Source organism: Paenibacillus sp. S25, from assembly GCF_019454085.1.
Lineage (GTDB): Bacteria > Bacillota > Bacilli > Paenibacillales > Paenibacillaceae > Paenibacillus > Paenibacillus polymyxa_B.
This window is the reverse complement of record NZ_CP073683.1, coordinates 5,473,375-5,487,827: the sequence shown is the minus strand read 5'-3', so window position 1 is coordinate 5,487,827 and position 14,453 is coordinate 5,473,375. Positions and strand designations below refer to the sequence as shown.

Genomic DNA, 14,453 nt, shown 5'->3' with positions numbered 1-14,453 from the left:
ACAGATTCAACGATAACGGATAAGCTCCCTTCCTGAAAAGGGTAGAATGAGAACCGATACAAAAATGGGAATTCTGAACTATGGAACGATAGATGTCATATGGCACATGAACCTATTTTACGTGACACATATTGAATACAGATAAGGGAAGTGAATACCACTTGAAGAACTTTGCAGCATTAGGCGTAGAGCAGCATTGGGTAGAAGCCTTGAAAGAACAGGGGATTTCATCCCCAACTCCTGTACAGCAGGAGTCGATTCCACTGTTGATGGAAGGTCAGGATGTTATCGCCGAGGCACATACGGGAACAGGGAAGACGCTTGCGTTTTTACTGCCGATTCTACAAAAGCTCAATTTGGATAAGCGACACCCGCAGGCGCTCGTGATTGCTCCAACTCGTGAGCTGGCGCTCCAGATTACACAGGAAGCGAACTTATTGGCGGCTACGGAGCCAGGCTTGTCGTTGCTGGCTGTCTACGGAGGACAGGATGTAGAGCGTCAGCTTCGCAAGCTGAAGGGCGGCGCACAGTTGATTATCGGTACAGCCGGACGACTGCTGGACCATCTGAGACGCGGCACACTGGATTTGAGCGGTGTTAAAATGGTGGTGCTGGATGAGGCCGACCAAATGCTGCACATGGGCTTCCTGAACGACGTAGAGACGATTCTTCAGGAAGTTCCGTACCGGAGGCAGACGATGCTGTTCTCTGCTACGATGCCAGCCGGTATTCGCAAGCTGGCTCGTGTATATATGAACGAACCCGTAGATGTCAAAGTGAAATCCGCTTCTTCCGTTCCGGTGAGCCAAATCCGTCAGGTCGTTGTGCAAACAACAGACCGTGGTAAGCAACAGGCATTGGTGGATATGCTGAATACGGATCGTCCGTACTTGGCTGTTATTTTCTGCCGTACGAAGCGCCGGGCTGCCAAACTGAACGAAGAACTGCAAGAGCTGGGCTTTGAGAGCGGTGAGCTTCACGGAGATTTGTCCCAGAACAAGCGGGAGCAAGTGATGAAGGCGTTCCGGGAAGCGAAACTCCAATTGCTCGTAGCGACTGATGTAGCTGCGCGCGGCCTGGATGTAGAAGGCGTCACGCATGTCTTTAACTATGACATGCCGCAGGATGCCGAAAGCTACATCCACCGCATCGGGCGTACCGGCCGTGCCGGAGGCAAAGGCGTGGCGGTGACGCTCGCTACACCAAGAGATGTTCCAGAGCTTCGGAACATCCAGAAAGTTGCTGGTGTCACATTCACCAGCAGTGAGGGCGGCGGACAGCGTAGACCTGCTTCCGATACGGCTGATCGACAGGGGCGAGAACGCCGTTCGGGCAGAAACGACCGCCGTTCCTACGGCGGCAACGACTCCGGCGGTGGACGCCGGGGCAGCGGCCGCGAACAGGCGGGCCGTCGTGATGCCATAGGCGGCGAACGTCGCTCTAGCCGCGACAGTAGCGAGCGCGGCGGATATGACCGCAGCAGCGGCGGTTCTGCACGCGGAGGTCAAGGCCGCTCGGCAGGACAAAGCAGCGAGCGCGGTGGATATGACCGCAGCAGCAGTGGTTCTGCACGCGGAGGCCAAGGCCGCTCGGCAGGGCAAAGCAGCGAGCGCGGCGGATATGACCGCAGCAGCGGCGGTTCTGCACGCGGAGGCCAAGGTCGCTCGGCAGGACAAAGCAGCGAGCGCGGTGGATATGACCGCAGCAGCAGTGGTTCTGCACGCGGAGGCCAAGGTGGCCGCGGTGGACAAGCCAAAGGCGGCCCGCGTGGTGGTCAAGGACAAGGAGGCCGTCGCGGACGGTCCAGATAGATAAAACAGGAGTATTCTCATAGAATACTCCTGTATGGTTATCATAATAGCCCCGGGGAGGCTCATCTTCCGGGGCTATTGTAATCTTCACCCATAACGTTTGAAGGAGCAGCACCATAAGATGACATGAGCAGCGGGGCTACCTTGAAATAAACGATTAGCGTTTAGGATACATTTTTCAAAAGATAAATTTGGAGGGGTTATACATCATGCAGGAACAGGATATGGGCAAACGCGCCATGGTCTCAGCATGGATCAGCCTGATTAGCAACATCCTATTAACCGGCATTAAAATTATTACAGGACTTATGTTCAACAGCAAGGTGCTGGTGGCCGATGGCGTGCATAATGCCGGGGACGTGATTGCCTCTGCAACGGCACTGGGAGCGATGCGCATATCCAGCCAGCCGCCGGATGAGGATCATCCTTATGGTCACGGCAAAGCAGAAGTGATCGGTGCAAGCGTGGTGGCGGTCATATTGTTTGGAGCGGGCATATTTATCGGCTATCATTCGATTGCAGCACTGTTCGAACCGATGCCACAGGAGCATATACTGGCATTGGTGGCCGCCATTATTTCCTTGCTCTGGAAACAGTGGTTGTATATCTACACGATTCGTATCGGGAGAGCGGCCAATAGTCAGGGTCTTATTGCAACGGCAAAAGATCATCTCGCTGATGTGTACGCCTCTGGGGCTGCTGTACTGGGTATCGGTTTGGGGCTGATTGGGGAGCACTGGAGCATTTCAATCTTATCCTACGGCGACCCTATTGCGGGATTCGTAGTGGCATTGCTAGTTCTGAAATTGGCGTGGGAAATGGGCCGTGAATCCATAGATGTGCTTATGGAAAAAGCGATTGCAACGGAGGAAATTGAAAGCTACGCCGCAGCCGCACTGAGTGTAGCCGAGGTTCAACGTATTGACCGTATCCGTGCCCGTGAGCACGGCCATTATATTATCGTGGATATCCGCGCTTCAGTGGATGCCTCTTTGACGATTCAGCAGGGACACGATATTATCCGACTAATTAAGGGGGCTGTCATGAAGCGGGAACCGCGGGTTTATGAGGTGCTTGTCCATTTGAATCCATGGTATGCGGACGACCACTAGAACAGACGACGCGAATTGACAGATAACTTGCAGGGAGGGTATGCTTTTAAAAGCCGAACGATGATGAATAAAAGCGAGGTTACCCGAAAATATGCGAAAATTTTTAAAATGGTTAGGCATTTCTGTGACTGCGGCGGTTCTTTTAGTGGGCGGATATTATACGTATTCTATATATCATTTTACGAATCAAATTTCGGTTGCTTCCGGGCAAGATTCGAAATTCAAACCGCAGGCACAAACTCAAACCAATGTACAACCTGTAGAGGTATCGCTCCCACCGGAATGGGATGGGACAGAAAGAGTGAATATTCTGCTGCTAGGCGGCGACTCCCGTGGAGAGGATTCAGGGCGTTCTGACTCCGTTATGGTTGCTTCTATTGATCCGGTTACGAAAAAGGCTACACTTATGTCGATTCTTCGTGATACGTACGTCAATATCCCAGGTCATGGGCAAAGTCGATTAAATGCTGCTTTTTCCTACGGTGGACCGGATTTAACCAGACAGACCGTGAGCGATCTGTTGGGCATACCGATTCAATATTATGTATATACTGATTTTAATGGCTTTATTGCGCTGGTTGATTCTGTGGGTGGTATTGACCTGGATGTCGAAAAAGATATGCACTATACCTCCAAGGCAGATAAACACCAGTTTGATATTGATTTGAAAAAGGGAATGCAGCACATGGACGGTAAAACAGCCTTGCAATATGTACGCTTCCGTCATGATGCGACTTCCGATTTTACGCGTACGGAGCGGCAACGCAAATTCATTACCGAGCTTGGCGGTAAAATTCAGTCAACCTCGTCTCTAATTAAACTGCCAAGTATTTTAACTAGCATTTCTCCTTATATTGAAACGAATCTCAGTACTACGGAAATGCTGCAATTGGCTTCATTGGGCTTTAATATTGATGCAACAACAGTAGCGAAGCAGCAAATCCCGCCGAATGAATTGGTGCGCGGGGAAACCATTAAGGGTGCGCAGGTGTTGGGTGTGGACGAAAGAAAGCTCAAGCGCTTCATACAGAATCTTTTTGAACAGGAGAACAAACCTGTGACCACGACGGTGGATGCTGCAACTACAATTAATGATACTCCATAACCCTCGAAAGCAAGCGAAGTTCGTACGATGACGTACAACTTTGTTTGCTTTTGTGTTTATTTGGGTATAACCTTGTATATTTTGTTCCAAAAATATATCGTAACTATGAAGAACGTATACTCAATTGTGTAAAGAGAAGGGGAATGTGGTGTGGAAATAACTCCGGCATGGAAAGACCGATTCAAGAAGTTTTTTCTGAACAACAAGTTTGTGTTATTCCTGCTGGTACTGCTGCTGATCGGCTTGAATATCTTGGTGCTTACCAAAATTTCATACATATTCACACCTGTCATGGTGCTGCTGAAAACGATAATTCTCCCTGTCATTTTATCCGGCGTGTTGTACTATCTGTTCAATCCGTTGGTTGATGTACTGGAGCGTAACAAGGTGAAACGAATATACTCCATTATTGTACTGTTTTTGCTCATTATAGGGGTTATTGCGATTGTGGTTACATCGGTGGTGCCTGTAATCCGCGATCAAATACAGGGGCTTATCCAGAATTTCCCTGCCTATAGCGAACAAGTACAACGACAATTCGAGAAACTGATCGGCAGCGATTTTGTAAACCAGTTCCAGAACACCATTCAAATTAATCCATCTGAGCTGGCCTCCAAAGCTTCTGAAAAGTTATCTAGCTTTATTAATAATGCATGGACGGGCGTGGGCAGCTTCTTGGGCGTGGTTACAGAAACGGTACTTGCGATTGCCACGGTTCCATTTATTCTGTTCTACTTGCTAAAAGATGGACACAAGCTGCCACAGTTTATCCTGAAAATGCTCCCGCCTATGTTTCGTAAAGAAACAGACCGCATTATGACCGAAATGAATCATCAGGTCAGTTCCTATATTCGTGGGCAGATTATTGTCAGCTTCTGTATTGGGGCGCTGTTGTATATTGGTTATCTAATCATTGGATTGGACTACTCTCTGACGCTTGCAGTCATTGCGTCCTTTACGAGCGTTGTCCCCTACTTAGGTCCCGTCATTGCCATTACACCTGCGTTAATTGTAGCCTTGGTCACCTCACCGATTATGCTGCTCAAGATGGTTATCGTATGGACAGTCGTACAGCTCATTGAGGGTAAATTTATTTCTCCACAAATTATGGGTAAATCTCTTCGAGTACATCCGATCACGATTATCTTCGTTATTCTGACGGCAGGCAATTTGTTTGGTGTGGTGGGAATCGTACTGGCGGTTCCAGGTTACGCTGTCTTGAAAGTAATCGTTACACATCTGTACAGTTTCTTTAAAAAGCGTTCGCATCTCTATGAGGCGGATAAAGTGAACACAAGTCTTTACGAAAAATAAACTTTTCCACTATAAAATCGATATTGACCCCTCTTGGGTAACTGTGGCTTTGCGTGCTATAATTAATGTCTATCCTTATTCCAAAATAGAAAGGTCAGACTTTATGATAAAACTCAGCATTCTTGACCAATCGCCGGTATCGGAAGGCATGACGCATGCACAAGCATTACAAAAGACCGCTGAGCTTGCTATAGAGGCGGAACGCTTGGGTTATCATCGCTTTTGGGTATCAGAGCATCATTCTGCCGCAAATCTAGCAGGCTCCAGTCCAGAGGTACTGATTTCGCATCTGGCTGCCCGTACCTCAACCATTCGAGTGGGGTCAGGCGGTGTGATGCTGCCCCATTACAGCGCTTATAAAGTTGCGGAAAACTTCCGTGTGTTGGAGGGGTTGTATCCGGGACGCATTGATCTGGGTCTGGGACGAGCGCCTGGAGGAATGCCCATTGCTACCAGAGCACTGCAAGAAGGCAAAATGCGGGGTGGTGTTGATCTGTACCCTGAGCAGTTGGATGACCTGTTAGCTTATTTGCATGACAGCACGGGCCATGATCACCGTTTCGGTTCGCTACAGGCGATGCCGCTCATAGAAACTGTACCGGAAATGTGGTTGCTCGGCTCCAGCGGTGATAGCGCAGGTCTGGCAGCCGAGCGTGGCGTGGGCTTTGCGTTTGCGCAGTTCATTAATGGTGAAGGCGGCACAGGTGCTATTAAGGAGTACCAGGAAAGCTTCCAGCCTTCCCGGCATAGTGACCAACCGCGTTCGCTTGTTGCCGTATTTGCGATCTGTGCGGATACCGAAGAGGAGGCGAATCGGTTGGCTTCCAGTATGGACTTGTCTCTTGTACTATTAGAGCAGGGAATGCGCTCCGCTGGAACACCTTCCGTCGAAAAGGCACTGGCGTATCCGTATACGCCGTTTGACCGGATGCGTATTCGTGAGAATCGCAAACGTATGGTGGTCGGTTCGCCCGAACAGGTGAAGCGTCAGATTGAGCAATTAAGTAAGGACTATAATGCCCAGGAGATCATGGTTGCGAGCATTATTCACGACTTTGATGCCAAAATGAAATCTATACGTCTCATGGCTGAAGCATTTGGACTGTCTTCTGTACAATCATAATGCGATTCGCCGGATTTAAAAGATCACAGCTTCGAGGAGCTGTGATCTTTTTTTGAATTTTTTGAGGAAATATTGGATGATATGCACTGTATGATATAGGAAATAAACGAGTTAACACTTGATAATGATTATCAATATCTTTATTATATAAAGATAGAATGAAGTTTTGATGAAAGTCGTGCGTTAAGCCCGTGACTATATATATTGGATAAGGGAAAGGGATGATTCCAAATGTTTCGTCTGAAAACGGCAAATCTGGATATTGCTTATGAAGATCGATTGATTGTAGAAGATCTGAACGTGGAAATACCGCAAGGGAAAATCACAGCCTTGGTGGGCGCAAATGGTTCTGGCAAGTCCACCATTCTGAAGACGATGGCTCGCATCATGAATCCTAAGGGCGGCAGTGTTCTGCTTGACGGTAAATCCATTCATAAGCAATCCACCCGGGAAGTAGCTAAACAGCTGGCTATTTTGCCACAAAATCCGACTGCACCGGAAGGATTAACCGTGACGGAACTGGTATCTTACGGACGTTTTCCCTATCAAAAAGGCTTTGGTTCCATGAAAGCGGAAGATCGCAAAATGGTAGAATGGGCCATTCAAGTAACGGGAATGAGCGAGTTCCACGATCGTCCGATTGATCAGCTTTCTGGCGGCCAGCGTCAGCGTGCCTGGATTGCTATGGCGCTTGCGCAGGATACGGATATTTTGTTTCTGGATGAGCCAACGACATTTTTAGATATGGCGCATCAACTGGAAGTGCTGCATTTGCTAGAGTATCTGAATACTTCGGAGGAGCGCACTATTGTTATGGTCGTGCATGATTTGAACCATGCCGCTCGGTATGCTCAGCATATGATTGCGATCAAAAAAGGGAAGGCCGAGGCGGTAGGAACTCCAACTGAGGTTATGTCCCCTGATGTGCTGCGTGAGGTGTTCGGGATCGAAGCGGATATTGTAACAGATCCTCGTACGGGTGTACCGCTCTGTCTTCCGTATGCTTTGGCTGGACAGCCTGCGGTAAGCCAAGCAGTAAAAGAAATGAATATGGAAGATAAGCAACCTGTGGGTTCTGTTGCTGAGCGACGTGATGCTAGAGCACAAGTAGCGGCAAGAGGTTAAAGAGGACATACCATGAGACCACTGGATTACGATCAACTTGAGCAACTAGCGAAAATAGTGAGAGTCACGCCGGAGGATGCAGTATATTCCGGGCCAGTGGCCGAATGGCTTGAACCAGATAAAATCCACTCTGTGATGGAGTATTACGGCGATCTTCTGCGTGCTGAAGACGATTTAACCGCAGCCGTTTATTTTGTGAACCAGTTGCGTGGTCTCGTGTTTGCACAGCATTTTATGGTGTCACTGTGTGAACGTCGTTTGGATCTGTCCGTTTCCAATCTCAGATTTCATATTTGTTATGAAGGTCAATATCCTTCTATTAGCCTCCAGGTCATCGACCTAACAGAGCTGGACAATACGCGGAACAATGGGGATGACTATTCTTCCGAACAGGCTCAGCAAGTGTTACGTGACTTTTACAGTTTGCAGATGCGGCCCATATTGGAGGCAATAGCTGCAGTGGGGAGCGCATCTATTGGGCAAATGTGGGGACAGTTTCCGTTGACATTGCTGTATTTTAAGGATAGAGTACAGCCATCGTTGACTGATCCTCAGGATGTGGAGCGCTTTGAACAAGATTATATGTATGTGACACGTGAGCTGAAGGGAGAGGTATTCGGGCGTAAAAGAAATCCGTTTACGGTTCGTCTCATTGAATTGGACAATCCTTACCGTCCCGGTGAAAATACCTACATGAAACCGTCCTGTTGCCAATATTACAAGACAGGTGGAGGTCAGCGGTATTGTTATGCTTGCCCAAAAATGTCCGCTTCCGAACGCGAAGAACGCAGACTCGAAGTGATGGCATCACGGTAAAGTCACTGTGGATGTTGGCATGTCCGTCACGTTTTGGCTAAAATAGGTTATGTAACCTAAACCAAGCGACACGAAGGAGGATGCTGTATGTCTGTCTATTCACATAATGCCGTAACACCAGCGAATCAGGAGGTTTCTCTGAATACTTACACCGGTAAGGTGCTGGTTATTGCGAATACCGCCAGTAAATGTGGACTTACCCCGCAATATGGGGATTTGCAAAAGCTTTATGACGAATATAAGGATCGGGGATTAGTTGTATTAGGATTTCCTTGCAACCAATTTGGCGGTCAGGAGCCGGGCAGCAGCGAGGAAGCGGCTGAATTTTGCCAACTGAATTACGGGGTTAGTTTCCCGGTATTCGCCAAAGTGGACGTCAACGGACCGGATACAGCGCCTCTGTTTGGATATTTAAAAAAGCAACAGCCTGGAGAACAGGAAGATGGGACAATTCAGTGGAATTTCACGAAATTCATTGTGAATCGTGAAGGTGTACCTGTGGGTCGTTTTGAACCGAAGGAGTCACCAGAAGCGATGAAAGCAGCTATTGAGCAATTGCTATAGTAGCTTCGCTTTAATTCCAATGTATATGTTTAAAAAGGGTCTGATTTCCGGAATGTCTTCGGGAAACGGACCTTTTTTGTTCTCTACATATACATTTGTCTAAGGAGTGTTGCATCATGTGAAGGTCGATTCCAAGGGCATAATCAGGGGGCTTACAGGGAAAACTGGATGGAGCAAAGAAACATTTCAGCAAACGACCGAACTCGGCTATCCTTTCTTTTTTAAATGTGGACAAATTGTGAATATCTTAAAAAGCTATTGTAATGTGAAAAATATCACACTATAATAAGCGCATGAAGTGAAATAAATCACAAACGTTAACGAGCTGTTTACGTGAAACTATTCACAATTATTATACATTTTATGCCCACACACCAAGGAGGAATTTAACATGAAAGTAGCAGTTATCGGATGTACACACGCAGGCACGGCAGCTATCGTCAACACAGCTAAATGTTATCCAGATGCCGAAATTACCGTTTATGAGCGTAATGATAATATTTCATTCTTATCTTGTGGTATTGCTCTGTACGTAGGTGGTGTCGTCAAAGATCCGCACGGACTGTTTTATTCGTCTCCAGATCAACTGGCTGACTTGGGTGTAGAGACCAAGATGCTTCATGAGGTAACGAGTGTGGATACGGCAGGCAAGACGCTGCATGCACGTAATCTCCAAACAGGCGAAGAATTTACAGACACATTTGATAAATTAATTGTGACTACAGGATCATGGCCCATTATTCCGAAGCTGGAAGGCATTGAACTTGATCATATTTTGCTCTGTAAAAACTATAATCATTCGAATGATATCATTGAGAAAGCCCAGCACGTACAGAACATTACAGTCGTCGGAGCTGGATACATTGGTGTTGAACTGGTAGAAGCTTTCCAAATGAACGGTAAAAACGTAACACTGATCGACAGTGCTGATCGTATATTGAATAAGTATTTGGACCATGAGTATACAGACCGGATTGAAAGTTCCCTGAAGGAGCATGGCATTAAGCTGGTACTTGGCGAGACGGTGAGTCGTTTTGAGGGTACGAACGGTAAGGTGAGTAAAGTCGTGACCTCTAAAGGAGAATATGAAACAGAGCTTGTTATTCTCTGCATCGGTTTCCGACCTCAAACGGATCTGCTCAAAGGTCAGGTAGATATGTTGCCTAACGGTGCGATCATTGTGGATAACTATATGCAAAGTAGCTGCCCGGACGTGTTTGCAGCAGGTGACAGTTGTGCAATCCGCTATAATCCGACAGGCAAAACGGCTTATATCCCTTTGGCAACCAACGCAGTTCGTATGGGTACGCTGGTAGCACGTAATCTGGTACAACCAACCATTGCCTACATGGGAACCCAAGGAACTTCGGGTATCAAAATTTACGAAGACAATATCGCAGGAACAGGCATGACGGAAGCGGCGGCAAAGGACGAAGGCATGACTGTAGAAGCTGTAACCATTGAGGACAGCTACCGGCCTGAATTTATGCCAACCTCCGAAAAGGTATTACTGAAAGTGGTATATGAGCAGGAGACACGAAGAATTTTGGGTGCTCAAATTATGTCGAAGGTGGATTTGACGCAATCCATTAACACGCTATCTGTAGCCATTCAAAATCATATGACTATTGACCAGTTGGCCTTTGTCGATTTCTTCTTCCAGCCGCATTATAACAAGCCTTGGAATTTCCTGAACGCAGCAGGTTTACAAGCATTGCCTACAATATCCGAACGGAACCCAGTTACTGTATAATTCGGTTTGTCTGTGACATTGTTCATAAGTTTGTCAACAATCTGAGGCGTACGAATGAATCCTTATAGTACAATATAGAGTAGCATAAGGATCAGGGGGGAAGTAGCTTATGGGTTTGTTTTATATCCTTTTTCTTGTAGTCGTGGCGCTGGTAGGCCTCGGTGGAGTTATTTGGTTCTTGAGAGCAGTTGAAAAGGAAGAATACAATTAAATGTAAAGCGCGTAGTAGCGCAGTAGATGCAATAATACAGAAAGACAGTCCTTTTTCCAAGGGCTGTTTTTTTTATAGTTAATAAAGTGATTTTTTTCACAAACATAATCACTGATTTTAAATAAAATATGAGAGAAGAATATTCGAGTAAAAAGATGTTAAAGGAGCGGGAACATATGGCAAGCTATAAGCCGGGGCAAATTGCCGAAAAGACGGTAGAAACAGGAGTGGCTAAAGCGAACAACCCGTGGACTGTGTCGGTGGTATTGGGATTTTTGGCAGGTGCATTTATTGCACTCGGGTTTTTGCTGGATATACGTGTCATCGCAAGCGCACCTAAGGAATGGGGGAGTATTGCTACCTTTATTGGAGCTTCCGTGTTCCCTGTAGGTCTCGTGTTGGTATTGATCGCTGGCGGAGAATTGCTGACCGGTAATATGATGGCTGTCCCTTTGGCGAGATGGGCAGGACGGATTAAGACCGGCGCTATGTTCCGTAATTTGGCCATTATTACGCTCAGTAATTTTGCAGGTGCGTTATTTGTTGCATTTTTCTTTGGGCATGTGCTGGGTATGACAGAGACGGGCCCTTACTTGGACAAAGTGGTGGATATGGCAGGACATAAGCTGCATGAAAGCTTTTTGCAGTCGTTTATATCGGGTATAGGATGTAACTGGCTCGTAGCACTGGCTGTATGGCTGGCATATAGCACAGACTCAATCGGTGGCAAGATTATGGGGATTTGGTTCCCGACAATGGCCTTTGTCGCTATTGGATTTCAGCACGTTGTTGCCAATATGTTTCTCATTCCGGCGGCTATTTTTGCAGGCCACTTTTCATGGGCAGATTATGTTATGAACTTCATTCCGGTATGGCTGGGGAATTTGGTAGGAGGTAGCCTGTTTGTGGCTGGAGCCTACTGGTTGGCCTATTTGAAAAAGCCTCAAGCCAACGCACATCCAGTGAATGAATCTCCAACTACTTCTTCGGTTGCACATCAAATCCGTTGAGTGATCCTGCTTAATTATGGTACTTTAAACAGCAATGAACAAAGCAAATCCGCCATGACAGGCCCGGGGGAACGAAACCTGTCATGGCGGATTTTTTTGGGAGTGGTCCATGATTTGGCATGGAGGATGAGTGTGCTCTCGTCCATAATGCCTTGATCTCTTTTACCCTCGGTAAGAAATGATGAAACAGGGTGATAAAAAAATAATTATGATTTTTAAAAATCCGTTTTGCTGTATACAGCAGACGGATTTTTTAATATTTTGGAGAGCGGCTGTGTGGGAAAATCCTTCTCTTGCCATAGGTCAAAGCTGTAGATATGATAAGATCAGTGTAATTTTTGGAAACGGTAACGGAAAGGAGCATCAACACTATGGATCATCGCAATAGCGCGCCTCCTGAGGCCACGCTTCAACAAGACTTACAAAGGGGACAGCGGATGACGGAGCAGCAGGCCGGTATTTTTCCGGCTGTATGCCCGTTAGATTGCCCGGATACGTGTGGGCTCCTGCTTCACAAGGAAAATGGAAAGATAGTCAAGGTGACTGGGAACCCGGATCATCCTATTACCAAAGGGGCTATTTGTAACAAAGTTCGCAATATGACGGAGCGGGTATATGATCCTGATCGGGTGCTCTATCCGTTGAAACGTATAGGCCCCAAAGGAGAAGGGAAGTTTGAACGAATTAGCTGGGAGGAAGCGGTCGATACCATTACAGGTCGGTTCAAGGAGCTGATACGTACGGACGGATCGGAATCTATTCTCCCCTACAGCTTTTATGGCAATATGGGCGTATTGAGTGTGGATGGAATGGATCGCCGATTTTTTAATGCGCTGGGTTCAAGCCAACTGGATCAGACGATATGCAGTGTGGCAGGGAATGAAGGCTGGGCGTCCGTTATGGGTTTTAAGGGCGGCACCAGCCCGGAGGATACGGAGGATGCAGACCTCATTATTGTGTGGGGTGGAAATGTCATTAGTACCAACATGCATCAGGTCGTTTTGGCTGAGAAAGCACGTAAAAAAGGTGCTAAGGTGGTCGTTATTGACGTTCATCGCAACCGGACGGCGCAATGGGCGGATTGGTTCATTCCGTTATATCCGGGGACGGATACGGCGCTCGCGCTGGGGGTTATGAATGTGCTGTTCGCTAAGGGACTGACGGACGACGAATTTTTACATCGCTACACGGTAGGCCATGAGGAACTGCGCGAGCATGTTAAGACATATACACCAGAGCGAGTTTCGCGGATTACCGGCGTGCCGGAAGTAGATATTATCCGTTTAGCGGAAATGTACGGAACTGCGCGAGCAGCGTATATCAATATCGGCAATGGGCTTCAGCATCATGATAATGGCGGTATGAATGTACGTGCGGTTACGTGCTTGCCTGCGCTCACTGGACAATGGCTGAAGCACGGCGGGGGAGCATCACGCTCTAATGGTGCTTATGGCAAGTTTAACGGCGCCAATCTGGCACGTCCTGATCTGCGACAGAACCCGGATGCCCGGGTGATCAACATGAACCGGATCGGAGAAGCGCTGCTACAGAAGGAACAGCCAATTAAGGCGTTATTCGTATACTGCAGTAACCCGGTAGTTGTAGCTCCCGATTCGGAACGGGTGACTGAAGGATTTGAACGAGAGGATTTGTTCACAGTCGTACATGACCTGTTTCTTACGGATACGGCCCGTTATGCCGATATTGTGCTGCCTGCAGCGTCTTCCTTTGAAGGTACGGACCTATATAAATCCTACTGGCATCACTATGTCCAGATGCAGGAACCCGTCATTGCTCCACTCGGGGAAAGCAAAAGCAATTATGAGCTGTTTAGCCTGCTCGGACGGGCTATGGGCTTTGACGAAGCTGCCTTTACGGAAAGTGAAGAGGACATGATCGCAGGCGCGCTTGATAATCCAACGAACCCTTATCTCAACGGTGTAACCTTGGAAGCCTTAAAAGAGTCACCTTTTGTAAAGCTCGATATGTCGCCAAAGGCCACTTATTTGGATCGTTTAACCACGCCTTCAGGCAAGATTGAACTATATTCGGAAAAAATGAAACAAGCAGGTCTGCCCGCGATGCCTTCATATGTGCCGCTGATCGAAGGGTATGATGGCGAGCATCGACCGCAAGCGGACGAGCGGTTTCCATTAATGTTTATTTCACCGCCAAACCATAATTTTCTGAATTCTACTTTCGCTAACTTACCCAAGCATCAGCGGCTGGAGCGGGAGCCCTTGCTACAAATTCACCCGGAGGATGCTCAGACCAGAGGCATCGCGGATGGGGAACCGGTTACCGTATGGAATGATCGGGGGACGTATGAGCTGAAAGCCAAAGTCACCGATCTGATGCTGCCCGGTACAGTGATTAGCCAGGGATTATGGTGGGAAGGCAAAGGACGCAGACAGCGTGCCAATGTGTTAACCTCTGATCGGCTGTCGGATATGGGACAGGGGGCTACTTTCTTCTCAACGGTGGTGAATGTGAAGCGCCAATGAGATAA

General features: G+C 47.5%; 11 protein-coding genes. All 11 read left to right on the top strand.

Annotation, left to right across the window (positions count from 1 at the left end):
• Positions 1 to 161: 161 nt before the first annotated feature.
• The 11 genes from KAI37_RS24020 (at position 162) to KAI37_RS23970 (ending at position 14,448) form a co-directional block, all read left to right on the top strand.
• Entirely contained in the window at positions 162 to 1,811 is a 1,650-nt protein-coding gene (locus KAI37_RS24020) for a DEAD/DEAH box helicase (protein WP_220030356.1), read from the top strand.
• A 209-nt stretch (positions 1,812 to 2,020) separates the two neighbouring features.
• A complete protein-coding gene (locus KAI37_RS24015; protein WP_013312377.1) occupies positions 2,021 to 2,923 on the top strand; it encodes a cation diffusion facilitator family transporter in 903 nt (300 codons plus the stop codon).
• A 91-nt stretch (positions 2,924 to 3,014) separates the two neighbouring features.
• Positions 3,015 to 4,028, top strand: a complete 1,014-nt coding sequence (locus KAI37_RS24010) for an LCP family protein (protein WP_220030355.1) — start codon at positions 3,015 to 3,017, stop codon at positions 4,026 to 4,028.
• A 150-nt stretch (positions 4,029 to 4,178) separates the two neighbouring features.
• Positions 4,179 to 5,342 carry an AI-2E family transporter gene (locus KAI37_RS24005; protein WP_071643397.1) on the top strand — a complete coding sequence of 388 codons (1,164 nt, stop codon included), beginning with the start codon at positions 4,179 to 4,181 and terminating at the stop codon, positions 5,340 to 5,342.
• Positions 5,343 to 5,445: 103 nt separating this feature from the next.
• Positions 5,446 to 6,465 carry an LLM class flavin-dependent oxidoreductase gene (locus KAI37_RS24000; protein ID WP_220030354.1) on the top strand — a complete coding sequence of 340 codons (1,020 nt, stop codon included), beginning with the start codon at positions 5,446 to 5,448 and terminating at the stop codon, positions 6,463 to 6,465.
• Positions 6,466 to 6,696: 231 nt separating this feature from the next.
• Complete coding sequence (locus KAI37_RS23995; protein WP_025722201.1) at positions 6,697 to 7,590, top strand: ABC transporter ATP-binding protein; 894 nt, start codon at positions 6,697 to 6,699, stop codon at positions 7,588 to 7,590.
• A gap of 12 nt (positions 7,591 to 7,602) precedes the next feature.
• Positions 7,603 to 8,406 carry a hypothetical protein gene (locus KAI37_RS23990; RefSeq protein ID WP_220030353.1) on the top strand — a complete coding sequence of 268 codons (804 nt, stop codon included), beginning with the start codon at positions 7,603 to 7,605 and terminating at the stop codon, positions 8,404 to 8,406.
• 87 nt (positions 8,407 to 8,493) lie between these two features.
• Positions 8,494 to 8,970 (top strand): glutathione peroxidase, encoded by a 477-nt coding sequence (locus KAI37_RS23985; protein WP_220030352.1) that lies wholly within the window; start codon positions 8,494 to 8,496, stop codon positions 8,968 to 8,970.
• A 391-nt stretch (positions 8,971 to 9,361) separates the two neighbouring features.
• Positions 9,362 to 10,723: an FAD-dependent oxidoreductase gene (locus tag KAI37_RS23980; RefSeq protein WP_071558124.1), complete on the top strand. Its 1,362-nt coding sequence runs from the start codon at positions 9,362 to 9,364 to the stop codon at positions 10,721 to 10,723.
• Between the two features lie 387 nt (positions 10,724 to 11,110).
• The gene (locus KAI37_RS23975; RefSeq protein WP_104411481.1) at positions 11,111 to 11,944 is read left to right on the top strand and encodes a formate/nitrite transporter family protein; all 834 of its coding nucleotides are present in this window, start codon (positions 11,111 to 11,113) and stop codon (positions 11,942 to 11,944) included.
• A 371-nt stretch (positions 11,945 to 12,315) separates the two neighbouring features.
• On the top strand, positions 12,316 to 14,448 hold the full coding sequence (locus KAI37_RS23970; protein WP_220030351.1) for a molybdopterin-containing oxidoreductase family protein: 2,133 nt from the start codon (positions 12,316 to 12,318) through the stop codon (positions 14,446 to 14,448).
• The last annotated feature ends 5 nt before the right edge of the window (positions 14,449 to 14,453 follow it).

Excerpts from the sequence above, each read along its gene's own strand:
- KAI37_RS23990 (WP_220030353.1), top strand. The coding sequence starts at position 7,603 with ATGAGACCACTGGATTACGATCAACTTGAGCAACTAGCGAAAATAGTG.
- KAI37_RS24010 (WP_220030355.1), top strand. The coding sequence starts at position 3,015 with ATGCGAAAATTTTTAAAATGGTTAGGCATTTCTGTGACTGCGGCGGTT.
- KAI37_RS23985 (WP_220030352.1), top strand. The coding sequence starts at position 8,494 with ATGTCTGTCTATTCACATAATGCCGTAACACCAGCGAATCAGGAGGTT.
- KAI37_RS23995 (WP_025722201.1), top strand. The coding sequence starts at position 6,697 with ATGTTTCGTCTGAAAACGGCAAATCTGGATATTGCTTATGAAGATCGA.
- KAI37_RS24000 (WP_220030354.1), top strand. The coding sequence starts at position 5,446 with ATGATAAAACTCAGCATTCTTGACCAATCGCCGGTATCGGAAGGCATG.
- KAI37_RS23980 (WP_071558124.1), top strand. The coding sequence starts at position 9,362 with ATGAAAGTAGCAGTTATCGGATGTACACACGCAGGCACGGCAGCTATC.
- KAI37_RS24015 (WP_013312377.1), top strand. The coding sequence starts at position 2,021 with ATGCAGGAACAGGATATGGGCAAACGCGCCATGGTCTCAGCATGGATC.
- KAI37_RS23970 (WP_220030351.1), top strand. The coding sequence starts at position 12,316 with ATGGATCATCGCAATAGCGCGCCTCCTGAGGCCACGCTTCAACAAGAC.
- KAI37_RS23975 (WP_104411481.1), top strand. The coding sequence starts at position 11,111 with ATGGCAAGCTATAAGCCGGGGCAAATTGCCGAAAAGACGGTAGAAACA.